The organism is Alloalcanivorax venustensis ISO4, from assembly GCF_015356855.1.
In the GTDB taxonomy this organism is placed as follows: domain Bacteria; phylum Pseudomonadota; class Gammaproteobacteria; order Pseudomonadales; family Alcanivoracaceae; genus Alloalcanivorax; species Alloalcanivorax venustensis.
This window is the reverse complement of record NZ_ARXR01000004.1, coordinates 96,490-109,368: the sequence shown is the minus strand read 5'-3', so window position 1 is coordinate 109,368 and position 12,879 is coordinate 96,490. Positions and strand designations below refer to the sequence as shown.

Annotated in this window: 13 protein-coding genes; 7 read left to right on the top strand and 6 right to left on the bottom strand. The window is 67.7% G+C overall.

The genetic code is table 11. The annotated features are described in order from the left end of the window. Positions 1–4: 4 nt before the first annotated feature. Genes ISO4_RS03685 through ISO4_RS03675 form a run of 3 tightly spaced genes read right to left on the bottom strand, consistent with a single transcriptional unit; the run spans position 5 to position 3,339 of the window. Positions 5–445: a DUF411 domain-containing protein gene (locus tag ISO4_RS03685; protein WP_194855199.1), complete on the bottom strand. Its 441-nt coding sequence runs from the start codon at positions 443–445 to the stop codon at positions 5–7. Positions 446–460: 15 nt separating this feature from the next. Continuing rightward, positions 461–820 carry a cupredoxin domain-containing protein gene (locus ISO4_RS03680; RefSeq protein ID WP_194855198.1) on the bottom strand — a complete coding sequence of 120 codons (360 nt, stop codon included), beginning with the start codon at positions 818–820 and terminating at the stop codon, positions 461–463. After that, the gene (locus tag ISO4_RS03675) at positions 817–3,339 is read right to left on the bottom strand and encodes a heavy metal translocating P-type ATPase (protein WP_194855197.1); all 2,523 of its coding nucleotides are present in this window, start codon (positions 3,337–3,339) and stop codon (positions 817–819) included. Before ISO4_RS03675 ends, ISO4_RS03680 begins: the two co-directional genes overlap by 4 nt. A gap of 236 nt (positions 3,340–3,575) precedes the next feature. Here ISO4_RS03675 and ISO4_RS03670 point away from each other — a divergent pair, with 236 nt between their 5' ends. After that, the gene (locus tag ISO4_RS03670; protein ID WP_194855196.1) at positions 3,576–4,178 is read left to right on the top strand and encodes an outer membrane beta-barrel protein; all 603 of its coding nucleotides are present in this window, start codon (positions 3,576–3,578) and stop codon (positions 4,176–4,178) included. Between the two features lie 105 nt (positions 4,179–4,283). On the opposite strand, the gene ISO4_RS03665 is transcribed toward ISO4_RS03670, so the two are convergent. Next, on the bottom strand, positions 4,284–5,252 hold the full coding sequence (locus ISO4_RS03665) for an imelysin family protein (RefSeq protein ID WP_194855195.1): 969 nt from the start codon (positions 5,250–5,252) through the stop codon (positions 4,284–4,286). Next, entirely contained in the window at positions 5,249–5,914 is a 666-nt protein-coding gene (locus ISO4_RS03660) for a histidinol-phosphatase (RefSeq protein WP_194855194.1), read from the bottom strand. Before ISO4_RS03660 ends, ISO4_RS03665 begins: the two co-directional genes overlap by 4 nt. A 172-nt stretch (positions 5,915–6,086) precedes the next feature. On the opposite strand from ISO4_RS03660, the gene ISO4_RS03655 reads away from it, so the two are divergent. Beyond that, positions 6,087–6,587 carry an RNA pyrophosphohydrolase gene (locus ISO4_RS03655; protein WP_067612855.1) on the top strand — a complete coding sequence of 167 codons (501 nt, stop codon included), beginning with the start codon at positions 6,087–6,089 and terminating at the stop codon, positions 6,585–6,587. A gap of 19 nt (positions 6,588–6,606) precedes the next feature. Beyond that, positions 6,607–8,877 carry a phosphoenolpyruvate--protein phosphotransferase gene (gene ptsP / locus ISO4_RS03650; RefSeq protein WP_194855193.1) on the top strand — a complete coding sequence of 757 codons (2,271 nt, stop codon included), beginning with the start codon at positions 6,607–6,609 and terminating at the stop codon, positions 8,875–8,877. A gap of 148 nt (positions 8,878–9,025) precedes the next feature. Here ptsP and ISO4_RS03645 read toward each other — a convergent pair whose 3' ends face one another. Then, on the bottom strand, positions 9,026–9,778 hold the full coding sequence (locus ISO4_RS03645; protein WP_194855192.1) for an NRDE family protein: 753 nt from the start codon (positions 9,776–9,778) through the stop codon (positions 9,026–9,028). Positions 9,779–9,850: 72 nt separating this feature from the next. Here ISO4_RS03645 and ISO4_RS03640 point away from each other — a divergent pair, with 72 nt between their 5' ends. Genes ISO4_RS03640 through ISO4_RS03625 form a run of 4 tightly spaced genes read left to right on the top strand, consistent with a single transcriptional unit; the run spans position 9,851 to position 12,873 of the window. Next, positions 9,851–10,657, top strand: a complete 807-nt coding sequence (locus tag ISO4_RS03640; protein WP_142949167.1) for a sulfite exporter TauE/SafE family protein — start codon at positions 9,851–9,853, stop codon at positions 10,655–10,657. A gap of 38 nt (positions 10,658–10,695) precedes the next feature. Beyond that, positions 10,696–11,496, top strand: coding sequence for a prolipoprotein diacylglyceryl transferase (gene lgt / locus ISO4_RS03635; protein WP_142949166.1), 801 nt, complete (start codon positions 10,696–10,698; stop codon positions 11,494–11,496). Between the two features lie 4 nt (positions 11,497–11,500). After that, positions 11,501–12,334 (top strand): thymidylate synthase, encoded by an 834-nt coding sequence (locus tag ISO4_RS03630; protein ID WP_194855191.1) that lies wholly within the window; start codon positions 11,501–11,503, stop codon positions 12,332–12,334. A gap of 29 nt (positions 12,335–12,363) precedes the next feature. Continuing rightward, a complete protein-coding gene (locus tag ISO4_RS03625; RefSeq protein ID WP_194855190.1) occupies positions 12,364–12,873 on the top strand; it encodes a dihydrofolate reductase in 510 nt (169 codons plus the stop codon). Positions 12,874–12,879: the final 6 nt, after the last annotated feature.

Here is a 12,879-nt window from a genome sequence, read left to right as displayed (position 1 = left end):
ACCCTCAAGGATGCTCGGCAAACACCTTAACGCCGTCCTCGCCATACAGCAGCACCTGGTAATCGTCCTGCCGGTCGCCCATCTCCATCCCGGGCGACCCCACCGGCATGGCCGGCACCGTCAGCCCGTGGGCATCGGGTTTCTGCTCCAGCAGGCGGCGCACGTCTTCCGCCGGCACATGGCCCTCGATGGCGTAGCCGTCGATAAAGGCGGTGTGGCAGGAGCCGAGCCCCGGACGCAGCTGTGCTTTTTCCTTGATCGGCTGCAGGTTCTGCACGTCGTGGGTGACCACGTCGAACCCGTTGTCGCGCATGTGGTCCGCCCATTTTTCGCAGCAGCCGCAGGTCGGTGATTTATACACCTCCAGGGTGCCGGCTTCGGGGGCCTCGGCCACGGCCAGGGAACTGGCCACCAGCAGGCCGGCGGCGGTCAGTAAACGCTTCATGGTGCTATCCTCGTGTCAGTGAACGATCAGTTTGCCCTGGTACATATTCATCTGGCAGGTAAAACGGTAGGTGCCCGGTTGTTCCGGCGTCAGCGTTACCGTGGTGGTTTCCCCCACCGGTAAATACTCGCTGACGTCGAGGCCGTGGAACACTACCTGTTCGGCGCAGGGGCTGGCGTCGCGTCGCTCGAAGCGCAGCGACAGCGGTTCGCCGGCGTTGCTCTCGATCACCGCCGGCTCATAGACCCCGTCGTCGACGATAATATCCACCGCGCCGTGAGTGGCGCGCCGTGCCTTGCCGGCGCCGGCCAGCCAGAACCACCAGACGATCAGCGCCATCAGCGCCAGGCCGGAGAGATTGATCAACCAGCTCATGAGTCGTGCCTCCCCTCGGCCGTGCGGCGGTCCGCTTTGTTGGGTTTGAAGAAGCGCAGCCGGTTGGCGTTGCTGACCACGGTCACCGAGCTCAGCGACATGGCGGCGCCGGCGATCACCGGGCTGAGCAGCCAGCCGGTGAACGGGTAGAGCAGACCGGCGGCCACCGGCACGCCCAGGCTGTTGTAGACGAAGGCGCCGAACAGGTTCTGCTTGATGTTGCCCAGCGTCGCCCGGGAGATCGCCATGGCGTCGGCGACGCCGTGCAGCGAGCCGCTCATCAGCGTGACGGCGGCGGACTCGATGGCCACGTCGGTGCCGGTGCCGATGGCGAAGCCCACGTCGGCCTGGGCCAGCGCCGGGGCGTCGTTGATGCCGTCGCCGACCATTGCCACCTTGGCGCCGTCCTGCTGCAGCCGCTTCACTTCGCGGGCCTTGTCCTCCGGCAGCACCTCGGCGAGCACCTCGTCGACGCCGGCCTGGCGGGCGATGGCGTCGGCGCTGGCCTGGATATCGCCGGTGATCATGATCACCCGCAGGCCGCGCTCACGCAGCCGGCGAATGGCGTCGGCGGCGTCGTCCTTGATGCGGTCGGCGACGCCCAGCACGCCGATCACCCGGTCGTCGCGGGCCAGGAACAGCGGCGTGGCGGCGTCCTCGCTGAGCGCGGCGGCCTGGTCCTGCAGCGCCAGGGTGACCCCTTCCTGCTCCAGCCAGCGGCGGTTGCCCAGCCGCAGGGTGGCGCCGTCGAGCCGGGCGCTGACGCCCTTGCCGTTAAGCGCCTGGAAGTCGCTGACCGACCGCGGTGACAGGCCGCGTTCCTCGGCGGCGGTCATAATCGCCCGGGCCAGCGGGTGTTCCGAGCCGGCTTCCAGGCTGGCGGCCAGTGTCAGCACTTCCTCCTCGGTGTCGCCGTCGGCGGCCAGCACCCGGGTCAGCGCCGGGCGGCCCTCGGTGATGGTGCCGGTCTTGTCCAGCACCACGGTGTCCAGGTCGGCGGCGGTCTGCAGCGCTTCGCCCTGGCGGATCAGGATGCCGTACTCGGCGGCCTTGCCCACGCCCACCATCACCGACATGGGCGTGGCCAGGCCCAGGGCGCAGGGGCAGGCGATGATCAGCACCGTGGTGGCCGCCACCATCATGTGCGAGAACGGCGGCTGCGGCCCCAGATTGAACCAGGCCAGAGCGGCGGCCACCGCGATCAGCATGATGGTGGGCACGAACACCGCGGACACCTGGTCCGCCAGGCGCCCGATCGGCGGCTTGGTGCCCTGGGCTTTTTTCACCAGCTCGATGATCCGCGCCAGGGCAGTGTCCGCGCCCACCCGGGTGGCCCGATAGATCAGCGTGCCGCCCTCGTTCAGGGTGCCGGCGGCGACGCTGTCGCCGGGGCCCTTGGCCACCGGCATCGGCTCGCCGGTGAGCATGGATTCGTCCAGCCGGCTGCTGCCTTCTTCCACTTCGCCGTCCACGGCGATTTTCTCGCCCGGGCGCACCCGCACGCGGTCGCCGGCCACCACCTGTTCCACCGGGATGTCCTGTTCGCCGCCGTCACGCAGCACGCGGGCGGTTTTGGCACGCAGGTCGAGCAGGCGTTTGACGGCGGCGCTGGTCTTGCCCCGGGCGCGCACTTCCAGGGCCAGGCCCAGGCTGATCAGGCCGATGATCATGGCGCTGGCTTCGAAATAGACATGGCGGGCCGCTTCCGGCACCAGCCCCGGCGCCAGCACCACCACCATGGAGTACAGCCAGGCGGTGCCGGTGCCCAGCGCGATCAGCGTGTCCATGTTGGCGTTGTGGTGGCGCAGGGCTTTCCAGGCGCCGACGAAGAACGGCCGTCCGGGCACCGCCAGCACCGCCAGGGTGATCACGCCCACCGCCAGCCAGGCCGCCTGGCTCCAGGTGCCCGGTTGCACCGTCATGCTGCCGCCGAGCAGGCCCCACAGCATCAGGGGCGCGCCCACGCCCAGGCCGTAACCGGTGTGGCGCAGCAGCTGCCGGTAGTGGGCCTGCTTGCGCTCCTCCCGTTCCTGGTCGGCGCGGCGCGGGTCGTCGATCACGCTGGCGCCGTAGCCGGCGCTCTCCACCGCGCGGATAAGATCCCGCGGCGCCGCCCGGCCGCTTACCCGGGCGCTGTGGTCGGCCAGGTTCATGCTCGCCTCGCGGACGCCGGCCACGCCGCCCAGGGCGGTTTCGATGCTGCGAACGCAGGAGGCGCAGGTGGCGCCGGTGATCGCAAGCTGGATGTCGCCGCCGGACCGGGCACTGTCGCTGCCTTCGGATTCGGGCTCCGGCTCCGGCTCCGGCTCCGGCTCGGGCGCCGGTTTCACGCCGTAACCGCTCTCCGCCAGGGCGCGGGTCAGTGCCTCGGGCCGGGCGTCGCCGCGCACGGTGACCGTCTGTTCATCGAGATCCACCTGGATCTCGTCGGCGCCGGGCACCGCCCCGAGGGCGGTCCGGATTTTTTTGGCGCAGCCCTGGCAGGTGGCGCCCTGAATCGGCAAGTGATGCGTGCGCATGGTGGTGGCTTCCGTATTGATCAACGGGAACAACGATCAGTGACCAGTGTTAAACCTTGGGGCAACCCCAAGGTCAAGCAAGGCGTTGCGGTGCGCCTGAAAAACGACAAAAAAGCGTGAAAATGAAAACTTTTATAAAAGGGTCATAAAGCGCGAGGCCGGTACTGGTAGAGGGTCGCGGGCAGGTGGATGATGGCGCTCATCCTGATCGACCATTTGAAAGCGAGGACATGGAAATGTTGAAGAAGACCCTGATGGCATCCGCGATCGCCGCGGCTTCCCTGGCCAGCATCAACGCCCAGGCCCAGAGCCAGCAGACCACGCCGGTTCGCGACAACGGCTTCTCGTACACCTACGGTCAGTTCGGTTATGACAACTGGGATTACGACAACGGCCCGGATGTGGACGTGCTCAGCGGTGAAGGCTCCTTCGCCCTGGACGAGCATCTGTTCCTGCGCGGCGGCGCCAGCTTCTACGACGGCGACTACGACAGCCCGGGCAGCGACGACGTGGACGGCAACCGCCTGTACGTGGGCGCCGGCTTCCACACTCCGCTGCAGCGCGGCCTGGATCTGGTCGGTACCGCCGACGTGATCCGTGACGACAACGACTTCAATGACGAAGAGTGGGGCTACGCGGTGAGCGGCGGCCTGCGTCATCAGACCACCGAGGTGCTGGAGCTGTCCGGCGGCGTGCTCTACGAAGATATCTATGACGGTAACTTCGGTGTCTACGGCCAGGGCCTGGTCAATCTGAACCGCGCCTGGGACGTGGGCGCCCGGGTGGCCTTCACCGACGATTCCGACAACATCGGTGTGTTCGGGCGCTACAACTTCTAAGCCCGGACCCGATCCTGCTTCAGGACGAAGACTCCCGCCAAGGAAGGCGGACCAGCGCGGCTACGGCCGCGCTTTTTTTGTTTGTGGGGTGGGCCACAGCCCAACCTAGTCCCCGTGGGCGTGCAGCCATTCACCGAGCGGGGCCCAGCTGTCTTCTTCCACAGCCTGGTCGAGGGCCGTTTGGAAGCCGGGGTAGCCGCTTTCCAGGGCGGCGCGGGCGTCGCGGTTGGCGTCGGCGCTCAGTTGTGTCAGGGCCGCCTTCGGCTGGGTTTCCTCGAGGATCTCCACGCTCACTGAGGGAATGTACAGGCCTTCCTCGGGCGCGGTGGCCTGGCGGTGGGTCTGGAGCGCGGCGAGGCGGTCGTCCAGGGTTTCCAGGGCGCACCGCAGCGATGTCAGGCTGAGGCCGTCGTCCCGATCGAGGGCGTTGAGGTCCGCCTGCAGCTGGTCGGCGGCCAGTTTCAGGTAGGTGCGGCGCCGTTCGCGCAGGGCCGCCGCCGGCTCATCCCCTTCCGCGCGCAGGTCCTTGGCCTGGCGGGGCGCGCCTTTGGCGCCGGCGATCAGCAAGCGGATCGGCTGGAACCCCAGGGCCACTTCGCCGTCGGCGGTGGCGCCTTGCTGGCGGCGCAGGCTGGCGGCGCTGAGCTCCAGGGCCGGGTCGTTGACGATGCCGGAGTCCGGCCAGGCGGGCAGGGCGTCCACATAGGCCGGGTAGAGCGGCCAGGCGTCCAGGCGCTGCAGCGGCGCCTGGCGGTCGCCGGCGCAGGCCTGCGCGGCCAGGCTCAGGTAGTGGCGGTTGAAGGCGTCGTACAGGTCGCGCCAGCGGCGGTCGGCGGTGGCCAGCGTGTCCGCGTCCGGCGCCGCCAGCAGGGCACGCAGCGCGTCGCGCCACTCGCCGCGCCGGCTTTCCAGGGGGGCGCCGCTGTCGGTGGTCAGTTCGAGGGGCTGGTCGGCGTTTTGCGTCGGCGCCGGCGGGCGCGCGGCGGTGTCCTCTTCGGGCGGCCGGTCGCAGCCGGGCAGGGCGACCGCGGTGGTGGCGATCAGGACGGCGGCGAGGCGGAAACGGCGGATCACGACGGCGCCCTCAGCGACAGGATCGGCCAGCCCAGTTCCCGGGCGTGGCGTTCCAGGGTCGGGTCCGGGTCCACGGCCACCGGGTGGTCCACCTTGCGCAGCAAGGGCAGATCGTTGTGGGAATCGCTGTAGAAGTAGCTGCCGTCGAGCGTTTCCTGGTGTTCGACGAGCCATTCGGAGAGCCGCTCCACCTTGCCGTACTGATAACTGGGGATGCCTTTGACGCGGCCGGTGTAGAGGCCGTCGGCGTCGGTGGCCGCCTGGGTGGCGATCAGCCACGGCACGCCCAGGCGGGCGGCGATGGGCGCGGTGATGAAGTCATTGGTGGCGGTGATGATCATCAGGGTGTGGCCGCGCTCGCGGTGGTCGGCGATCAGCTGCTCGGCGGCGGGCAGCCAGATGCTGTCGATCACCGTGTCCATGTAGCGCTGGCGCAGGCGGTCGAGTTCTTCCAGCGGCCGCCCCTTGAGCACGCCGAGCACGAATTCCTGGTACGCGAAGATGTCCAGCCGGCCGTCCTGATAGTCCTGGAAGAAACCGTCATTGGCGGCTTTGAAGCCATCAGCATCAACGATACCCTGGTCGATCAGGAATTCCCCCCAGAGATGGTCGGAATCTCCGGCGATCAAAGTGTTGTCCAAGTCGAAAATAGCCAGTGTCATGGGCCCTCCCCTGTCAGGGTCGCTAGCTTAGCAGAGGCGATGGGCGCACCGTGAACCGGTGCCGGCGATCCGCCTGATTCAGGGTGCCGATTGATTGCCCCGGGCCCGGCAAGGTTTAATGGCAGTAATTGGGGGACGGCGGGCTCTCGTCGTTTCCACGGGATTGAAGACAATGACAGGCATTATTGACGACAAAGGATACCGGCTGAACGTCGGCATTGTGATCGCCGGCCCGGACGGCCGGGTGTTCTGGGGTCGCCGGGTGGGCAACCGCGATGCCTGGCAGTTTCCCCAGGGCGGCATGATGCCCGGTGAAAGCCCGGAAGAGACCCTGTTCCGGGAGCTGGAAGAGGAAACCGGCCTGTTGCGCGAGCATGTGCGCATTCTCGCCACCACCGAAGGCTGGCTGACCTACCGCCTGCCGCGCCGCTTTCTGCGTCCGCCGCGCAACCGCCCCACCTGCATCGGCCAGCGGCAGAAGTGGTATCTGCTGCGTCTGGAGGCGGGCGAAGCGGCCATCGACCTGGCCCGCTCACCGGTGCCGGAGTTCCAGGACTGGCGCTGGGTGAACTACTGGTACCCGATTCGCAAAGTGGTGCACTTTAAGCGCGGGGTGTACGCCCGGGCCCTGCGCGAGCTGGCACCGGCCTTGCGTGCCTTGCAGAAGCACTAGAAGCCTAAGAGGAATCCGCATGCTCGATACCCTGCGCCGCATCGTGCAGGAAGTGAACAACGCGCCTGACATCCCGTCCGCTCTGGATTTGATGGCCAAGCGCGTGCGCGATGCCATGGGCACCGAGGTGTGTTCCATCTACCTTCGCAACAACAGCGAAGAGCGTTACGTGCTGATGGCCTCCGAGGGCCTCAAGCGCGAGGCGATAGGCCGGGTCAGCCTGGGGCTTTCCGAGGGTCTGGTGGGGCAGGTGGGCCTGCGCGAGGAGCCCATCAACCTGGAAGACGCCTTCTCGCACCCGAAATTCCACTACCTGGCGGAAACCGGCGAGGACCCCTTCCACGCCTTCCTCGGCGTGCCGGTGATGCACCACGGTGACGTGCTCGGCATCCTGGTGGTGCAGCAGCGCGACGCGCGCCGTTTCGACCAGAGCGAGGAAGCCTTCCTGGTCACCATCTCGGCGCAGCTGTCGGCGGTGATCGCCCACGCCCACGCCTCCGGCGCGCTGTTCGAACAGCTCGACGCCCACGAGAAACTGCCCACCATCTATGACGGCCAGTCCGGCGCCTCCGGCGCGGCCATCGGCCAGGCGGTGCTGCTGTTCCCGGAAACCGACCTGTCCTCGGTGCCGGACCGGGAAGTGGAGGACGTCAACGCGGAGATCGCCCTGCTCGACGAGGCCCTGGTGCGGGTGCGCCAGGAAATCCGCGATCTGGCCGAGCGCGCCAAGAAGAGCCTGGGCGCCGAGGAACAGGCGCTGTTCGACGTCTACCTGCGCATGCTCGACCGCCACGCCCTGCCCGCCGAGGTGGTCGCGAAGATCCGCGAGGGGCACTGGGCCCAGGGCGCCCTGCGCATGGTGGTGGACGCCCATGTGCATAACTTCGAGATGATGGATGACCCCTATCTGCGGGAGCGGGCCGCCGACGTGCGCGACCTGGGCCGCCGGGTGCTGGGCCAGCTGCAGAGCCGCAACCGGCGGCAGATCGAGTTTCCGGACGCCTGCATCCTGATGGGCGAGGACATCTCCGCGCCGATGCTGATGGAGATGCCCCAGGAGCGCCTCGCCGGCATTGTCACCACGCGCGGCTCGCGCAACTCGCACATGGCCATCGTCGCCCGCGCCATGGGCATTCCCACGGTGGTGGGCTGCCAGAACCTGCCGCTGAAGAAGCTCGACGGCAAGGAGCTGATCATCGACGGCTTCCGCGGCCGGGTGATCGCCAACGCCACCGCCGAACTGAAGGAACAGTTCCAGGACATCATCGCCGAAGAGAAACATCTGCTGGCGGGCCTGGAAAAACTGCGCGACCTGCCGGCGCAGACCGAGGACGGCCAACGCATCTGTCTGCAGGTGAACACCGGCCTGATGACCGACATCAACCGCTCCATCGAGCGCGGCGCCGAAGGGGTGGGGCTGTACCGCACGGAAATTCCGTTCATGGTGCGCGACCGCTTCCCGTCGGAAGAGGAGCAGCGGCTGATTTACCGCGAGCAGCTGTCTCCGTTCGCGCCCCATTCGGTGACCATGCGCACCCTGGACATCGGCGGCGACAAGGCGCTCAGCTATTTCCCCATCGAAGAGGAAAACCCCTTCCTGGGCTGGCGCGGTATCCGCGTGACCCTGGACCACCCGGAGATTTTCATCGTCCAGGTGCGCGCCATGCTCAAGGCCTCGGAGGGCTTCGACAACCTGCGCATCATGCTGCCGATGATCACCAGTGTGTTCGAGGCCGAGGAAGCGCAGCACCTGATTCACCGGGCCTGGCTGGAAGTCCGCGAAGAGGGCGTGGACGTGGCGATGCCGCCGGTGGGCGTGATGATCGAGGTGCCCGCCTCGGTGTACCAGGCCCGGGCGCTGGCCCAGCGGGTCGATTTCCTGTCCGTGGGCACCAACGACCTGACCCAGTATCTGCTGGCGGTGGACCGTAACAACCGCCAGGTCTCCGACCTGTACAACTCCTTCCACCCGGCGGTGCTGCACGCGCTGCTGCACGTGGTGGAGCAGGCCCACGAGGAAGGCAAGCCGGTGTCGGTGTGCGGCGAGATGGCCGGCGACCCGGCCTCGGCGTTGCTGATTATGGCGATGGGCTACGACGCCCTGTCGATGAACGCCTCCAACCTGCTGCGCGTCAAAGCCGCCGTGCGCCAGGTCAACATGGGCTTCCTGCGCCGCCTGCTCAACGAGGTGCTGGCGATGGACAACGGCGAGGTGATCGCCTCCTACGTGGACCTGCAGCTCACCAAGGCCGGCCTCGGCGAGCTGATCCGTCACCGCAAAAGCGGCTGAGCTCGAGCGGGTTGGTGCTCTGTAGCCCGAACCTCCTTGGCGGCCAGCCGCAAAGCGGCGCTACGAAGCAAGATTTGTGGGAGCGGGCCTTGCCCGCGAAAGGGTGGCTTTTAGCCACCCGGCGGGATACCAGAGACGCTCATGGGTCTTAGAGCGCCTGGCTGTAGCGGACCGGGCCGTCGGGTTGGCCGTCGGGGCGCCAGTTCTGTTCGGCCATTTCGATGTGGCCGTCTTGGTGCAGCTGCACCGCCGAGCTGGCGCGGGTGCCGTATTGGTCGGATTGGATGAACACCGGCGCCACCAGGCGTTCCAGTTCCCGGCTGACGCCGGTGTCGGGCAGTTCCGAGTCCGCCGGCTGGTGGCGGTCGTTGACCACGTCCAACAACCCTTCGAGACCGGCTTCCCGGCCCAGGGCGCGGTCCAGGTTGGCCTTGCCGCGCGCCACCTTGGGCCAGGGCTCGTCGAGCAGGCCGTTGGAGAGGCCGTGCAGGCCGGGGTCCACCGGCCGGGGCGCGGCGCCCCGGTTGCTCAGATACCAGAGCGTGCGGCGGTCACCGACCAGTAAATTAAACCCGGCATAGTGGTGCTGTTCATCGGCCAGGGCGGCGCAAAAGGCTTCCGGGGTGTCGCGGCTTTCCAGAAAGGCCTGGGGCAGCAGCCCCCGGGAGCGTTCGCCGCCGCCCGGTTCGGCGATCGGCTCGCGGAAATTGGTGATCACCGCGAAGCGGCCGTCGCGGTGGATGCCCAGCCAGGTGCCGCCGGCGCGGATATCCAGGCCGCAGAAGACGTCGCCGCGCCAGCGCGCCGCCTCGGTGGGGCGGGCGTGGAACTCGTCGCGGTTGGCGGCCACGGAGAGCGGCGTGGCCGCGCCGGGCCGCCAGTCGAATAGCACAATGCACATGGGTAACCGGTTCCCTGGGACATAACAAAACGGGGCTGCTAGCATAACCGCCATTTCCAGCAGGGGACATGAATGACGCTTGTGTTGATCTGCGCCCTGATCGGCGTGTTCGCCGGTTTGCTGGGTGGTGCCCTGGGCCTGGGCGGGGGCGTGGTGATCGTGCCGCCGCTGATCTATCTGTTCCACGCGATGGGGTTCGATGACGCGGTGGTGGCGCAGATGGCGGTGGGTACCTCGTTGGCCACCATCATCGTCACCGCCGGCAGTTCGGTGCGCGCCCACCATGTGGCCGGTTTCGTGCGCTGGCCGCTGGCCTGGCGGCTGGCGGGGGGCATCGTGGTGGGCGCCTTGCTCGGCGCGGTGGTCGCCGACCGGCTGTCCGGCGCCGCGCTGACCCGCCTGTTCGGCGTGTTCGCGGTGCTGATCGCGGCGCAAATGCTGCTCAGCCGGCGGCGCGCGGTGAGCGCCGGGGACGGCCTGCCCGAGCGGGTGCCCGGCGGCGTCGGCCTGGCCGGGGTGGGCTCGGTGATCGGCGGCATCTCCAGCCTGTTCGGTATCGGCGGCGGCTCACTCACGGTACCCTTTCTGTCCTGGTGCCGGCTGCCGATGCAGAACGCGGTGGCGATCTCCGCTGCCTGCGGCCTGCCCATCGCGCTGGCCGGCAGCGCCGGCTTCGTGGCCACCGGCTGGGGGCGAACCGAATTGCCGCCCTGGAGTCTGGGTTATGTGTACCTGCCCGCGGCCCTGGCCATCGTGGTCACCAGTTTTCCCATGGCGCGGGTGGGCGCGCGGCTCAGCCACCGCTTGCCTTCGGCGACCCTGAGGCGCATTTTCGCCGCCGTGCTGATCGTGATCGGCGTGGAATTGATACTGAACTGACGCGGCCCGTTCCGGGGCTGCGCTGACGGAGTATTCGCATGGAGTTTCCCCAGATCGACCCGGTGGCGATAGCGCTGGGTCCCTTGCAGGTTCACTGGTACGGCCTGATGTACCTGATCGGCTTCGTCGGCGGCTGGTGCCTGCTGATCTGGCGCGCCGGGCGGCCGGACAGCGGCTGGACCCGCGACCAGGTCAGCGACCTGGTGTTCTATGTGGCGCTGGGCGTGATCCTGGGTGGCCGGGTCGGCTATGTGCTGTTCTATAACTTCGGCAAGTTCCTGGACGACCCGCTCTGGCTGTTCGCCATCTGGACCGGCGGCATGAGCTTCCACGGCGGCGCCCTGGGCGTGCTGTTCGCGTTCTGGCTGCTGGCCCGTAAATTCGGCAAGCGCTACTTCTCGGTGGCGGATTTCGCCGTGCCGGTGGTGCCCATCGGCCTGGGCGCTGGTCGCTTCGGTAATTTCATCAACGGCGAACTGTGGGGCCGGCCCTCGGACGCGCCCTGGGCCATGGTGTTTCCGTCCGATCCCATGGGCGTGGCGCGCCATCCCTCGCAACTCTATGAATTCTTCCTGGAAGGCATCGTGCTGTTCCTGGTGCTGTGGCTGTACTCGGCGCGGCCGCGCCCGGCCGGGGCGGTGACCGGCCTGTTCGGGGTCGGCTATGGCCTGTCGCGGACCTTCGTGGAGTTCTTCCGCGAGCCCGACGCGCACCTGGGTTATCTGGCCGGCGGCTGGCTGACCATGGGCATGCTGCTGAGCATTCCGATGATCGTGATCGGCGCCGCCATGATCGCCTGGGCCTACAAGCACGACGACCGTCCGCTGAAGAGAGGCTGACGCCATGAAGCAATATCTGGAACTGCTGCACCGGGCCCGGCACGAAGGCACCTATAAGGGCGACCGCACCGGCACCGGCACCTATTCGTTGTTCGGCCACCAGATGCGGTTCGACCTGGCCGAGGGCTTTCCCCTGGTGACCACCAAGAAGGTGCACCTGAAATCGATCATCCATGAGCTGCTCTGGTTTCTGGCCGGCGACACCAACATCCGCTATCTGAAGGAAAACGGCGTCAGCATCTGGGACGAATGGGCCACCCCGGACGGTGATCTGGGCCCGGTCTACGGCGAGCAGTGGCGCTGCTGGCCCACCGTGGACGGCGGCGTGATCGACCAGATCGACGAGGTGGTGGCGGAGATCCGCCGCAACCCGGATTCCCGCCGGCTGGTGGTGAGCGCCTGGAACCCGGCGGTGCTGCCGGACCCGCGCCTGTCGCCGCAGCAGAACGCGGCCAACGGCCGCCAGGCGCTGCCGCCGTGCCATTGCCTGTTCCAGTTCTACGTGGCCGACGGCAAGCTGAGCTGCCAGCTCTACCAGCGCAGCGGCGATATCTTCCTGGGCGTGCCGTTCAATATCGCCTCCTACGCGCTGCTGACCCTGATGATCGCCCAGGTCTGCGATCTGCAACCGGGCGAGTTCGTGCACACCCTGGGCGACGCCCACCTTTACAGCAACCATGTGGAACAGGCGGACAAACAGCTGGCCCGCGCGCCGCGCCCTCTGCCGACCATGACCCTGAATCCGGCGGTCCGTGATCTCTATACGTTCCGGTTCGAGGACTTCACCCTCGAGGGCTACGACCCGCATCCCGGCATCAAGGCGCCGATCGCGGTGTAACCTCCGCCGCCGTGCAATAAGGAACCACCATGACGTTTCGTCTGGCGATGATGGCCGCCAAGGCCGCCAACAATGTGATCGGGCGCAACAACGCCTTGCCCTGGTACCTGCCCAACGACCTGAAGTACTTCAAGAAGGTCACGTTCGGCAAGCCGATCATCATGGGGCGCAATACCTGGGAGTCCCTCAAGGGGCCGCTGCCCGGGCGCACCAACATCGTGATTACCCGCCAGCCGGACTATTCGGCGCCGGGCGCCAAGGTGGTGGCGGATCTGGACCAGGCTCTGGAACTGGCCGGGCATCTGGTGGTGGTGGAAGGGCACGACGAAGTGGTGGTGATCGGCGGCGCCCAGATCTACCGGCTGGCGCTGCCGCGCGCGGACCGTCTCTATCTCACCCAGGTGCACGCGGACGTGGACGGCGACACCCGCTTCCCGGATTTCGACGCCGGCGAATGGCGCGAGGTGGCGCGGGAGGATTACGCGGCGGAAGGCCCCAACCCCTACGATTACTCGTTTATCGTTTACGACCGGGCTTAGGGGGCG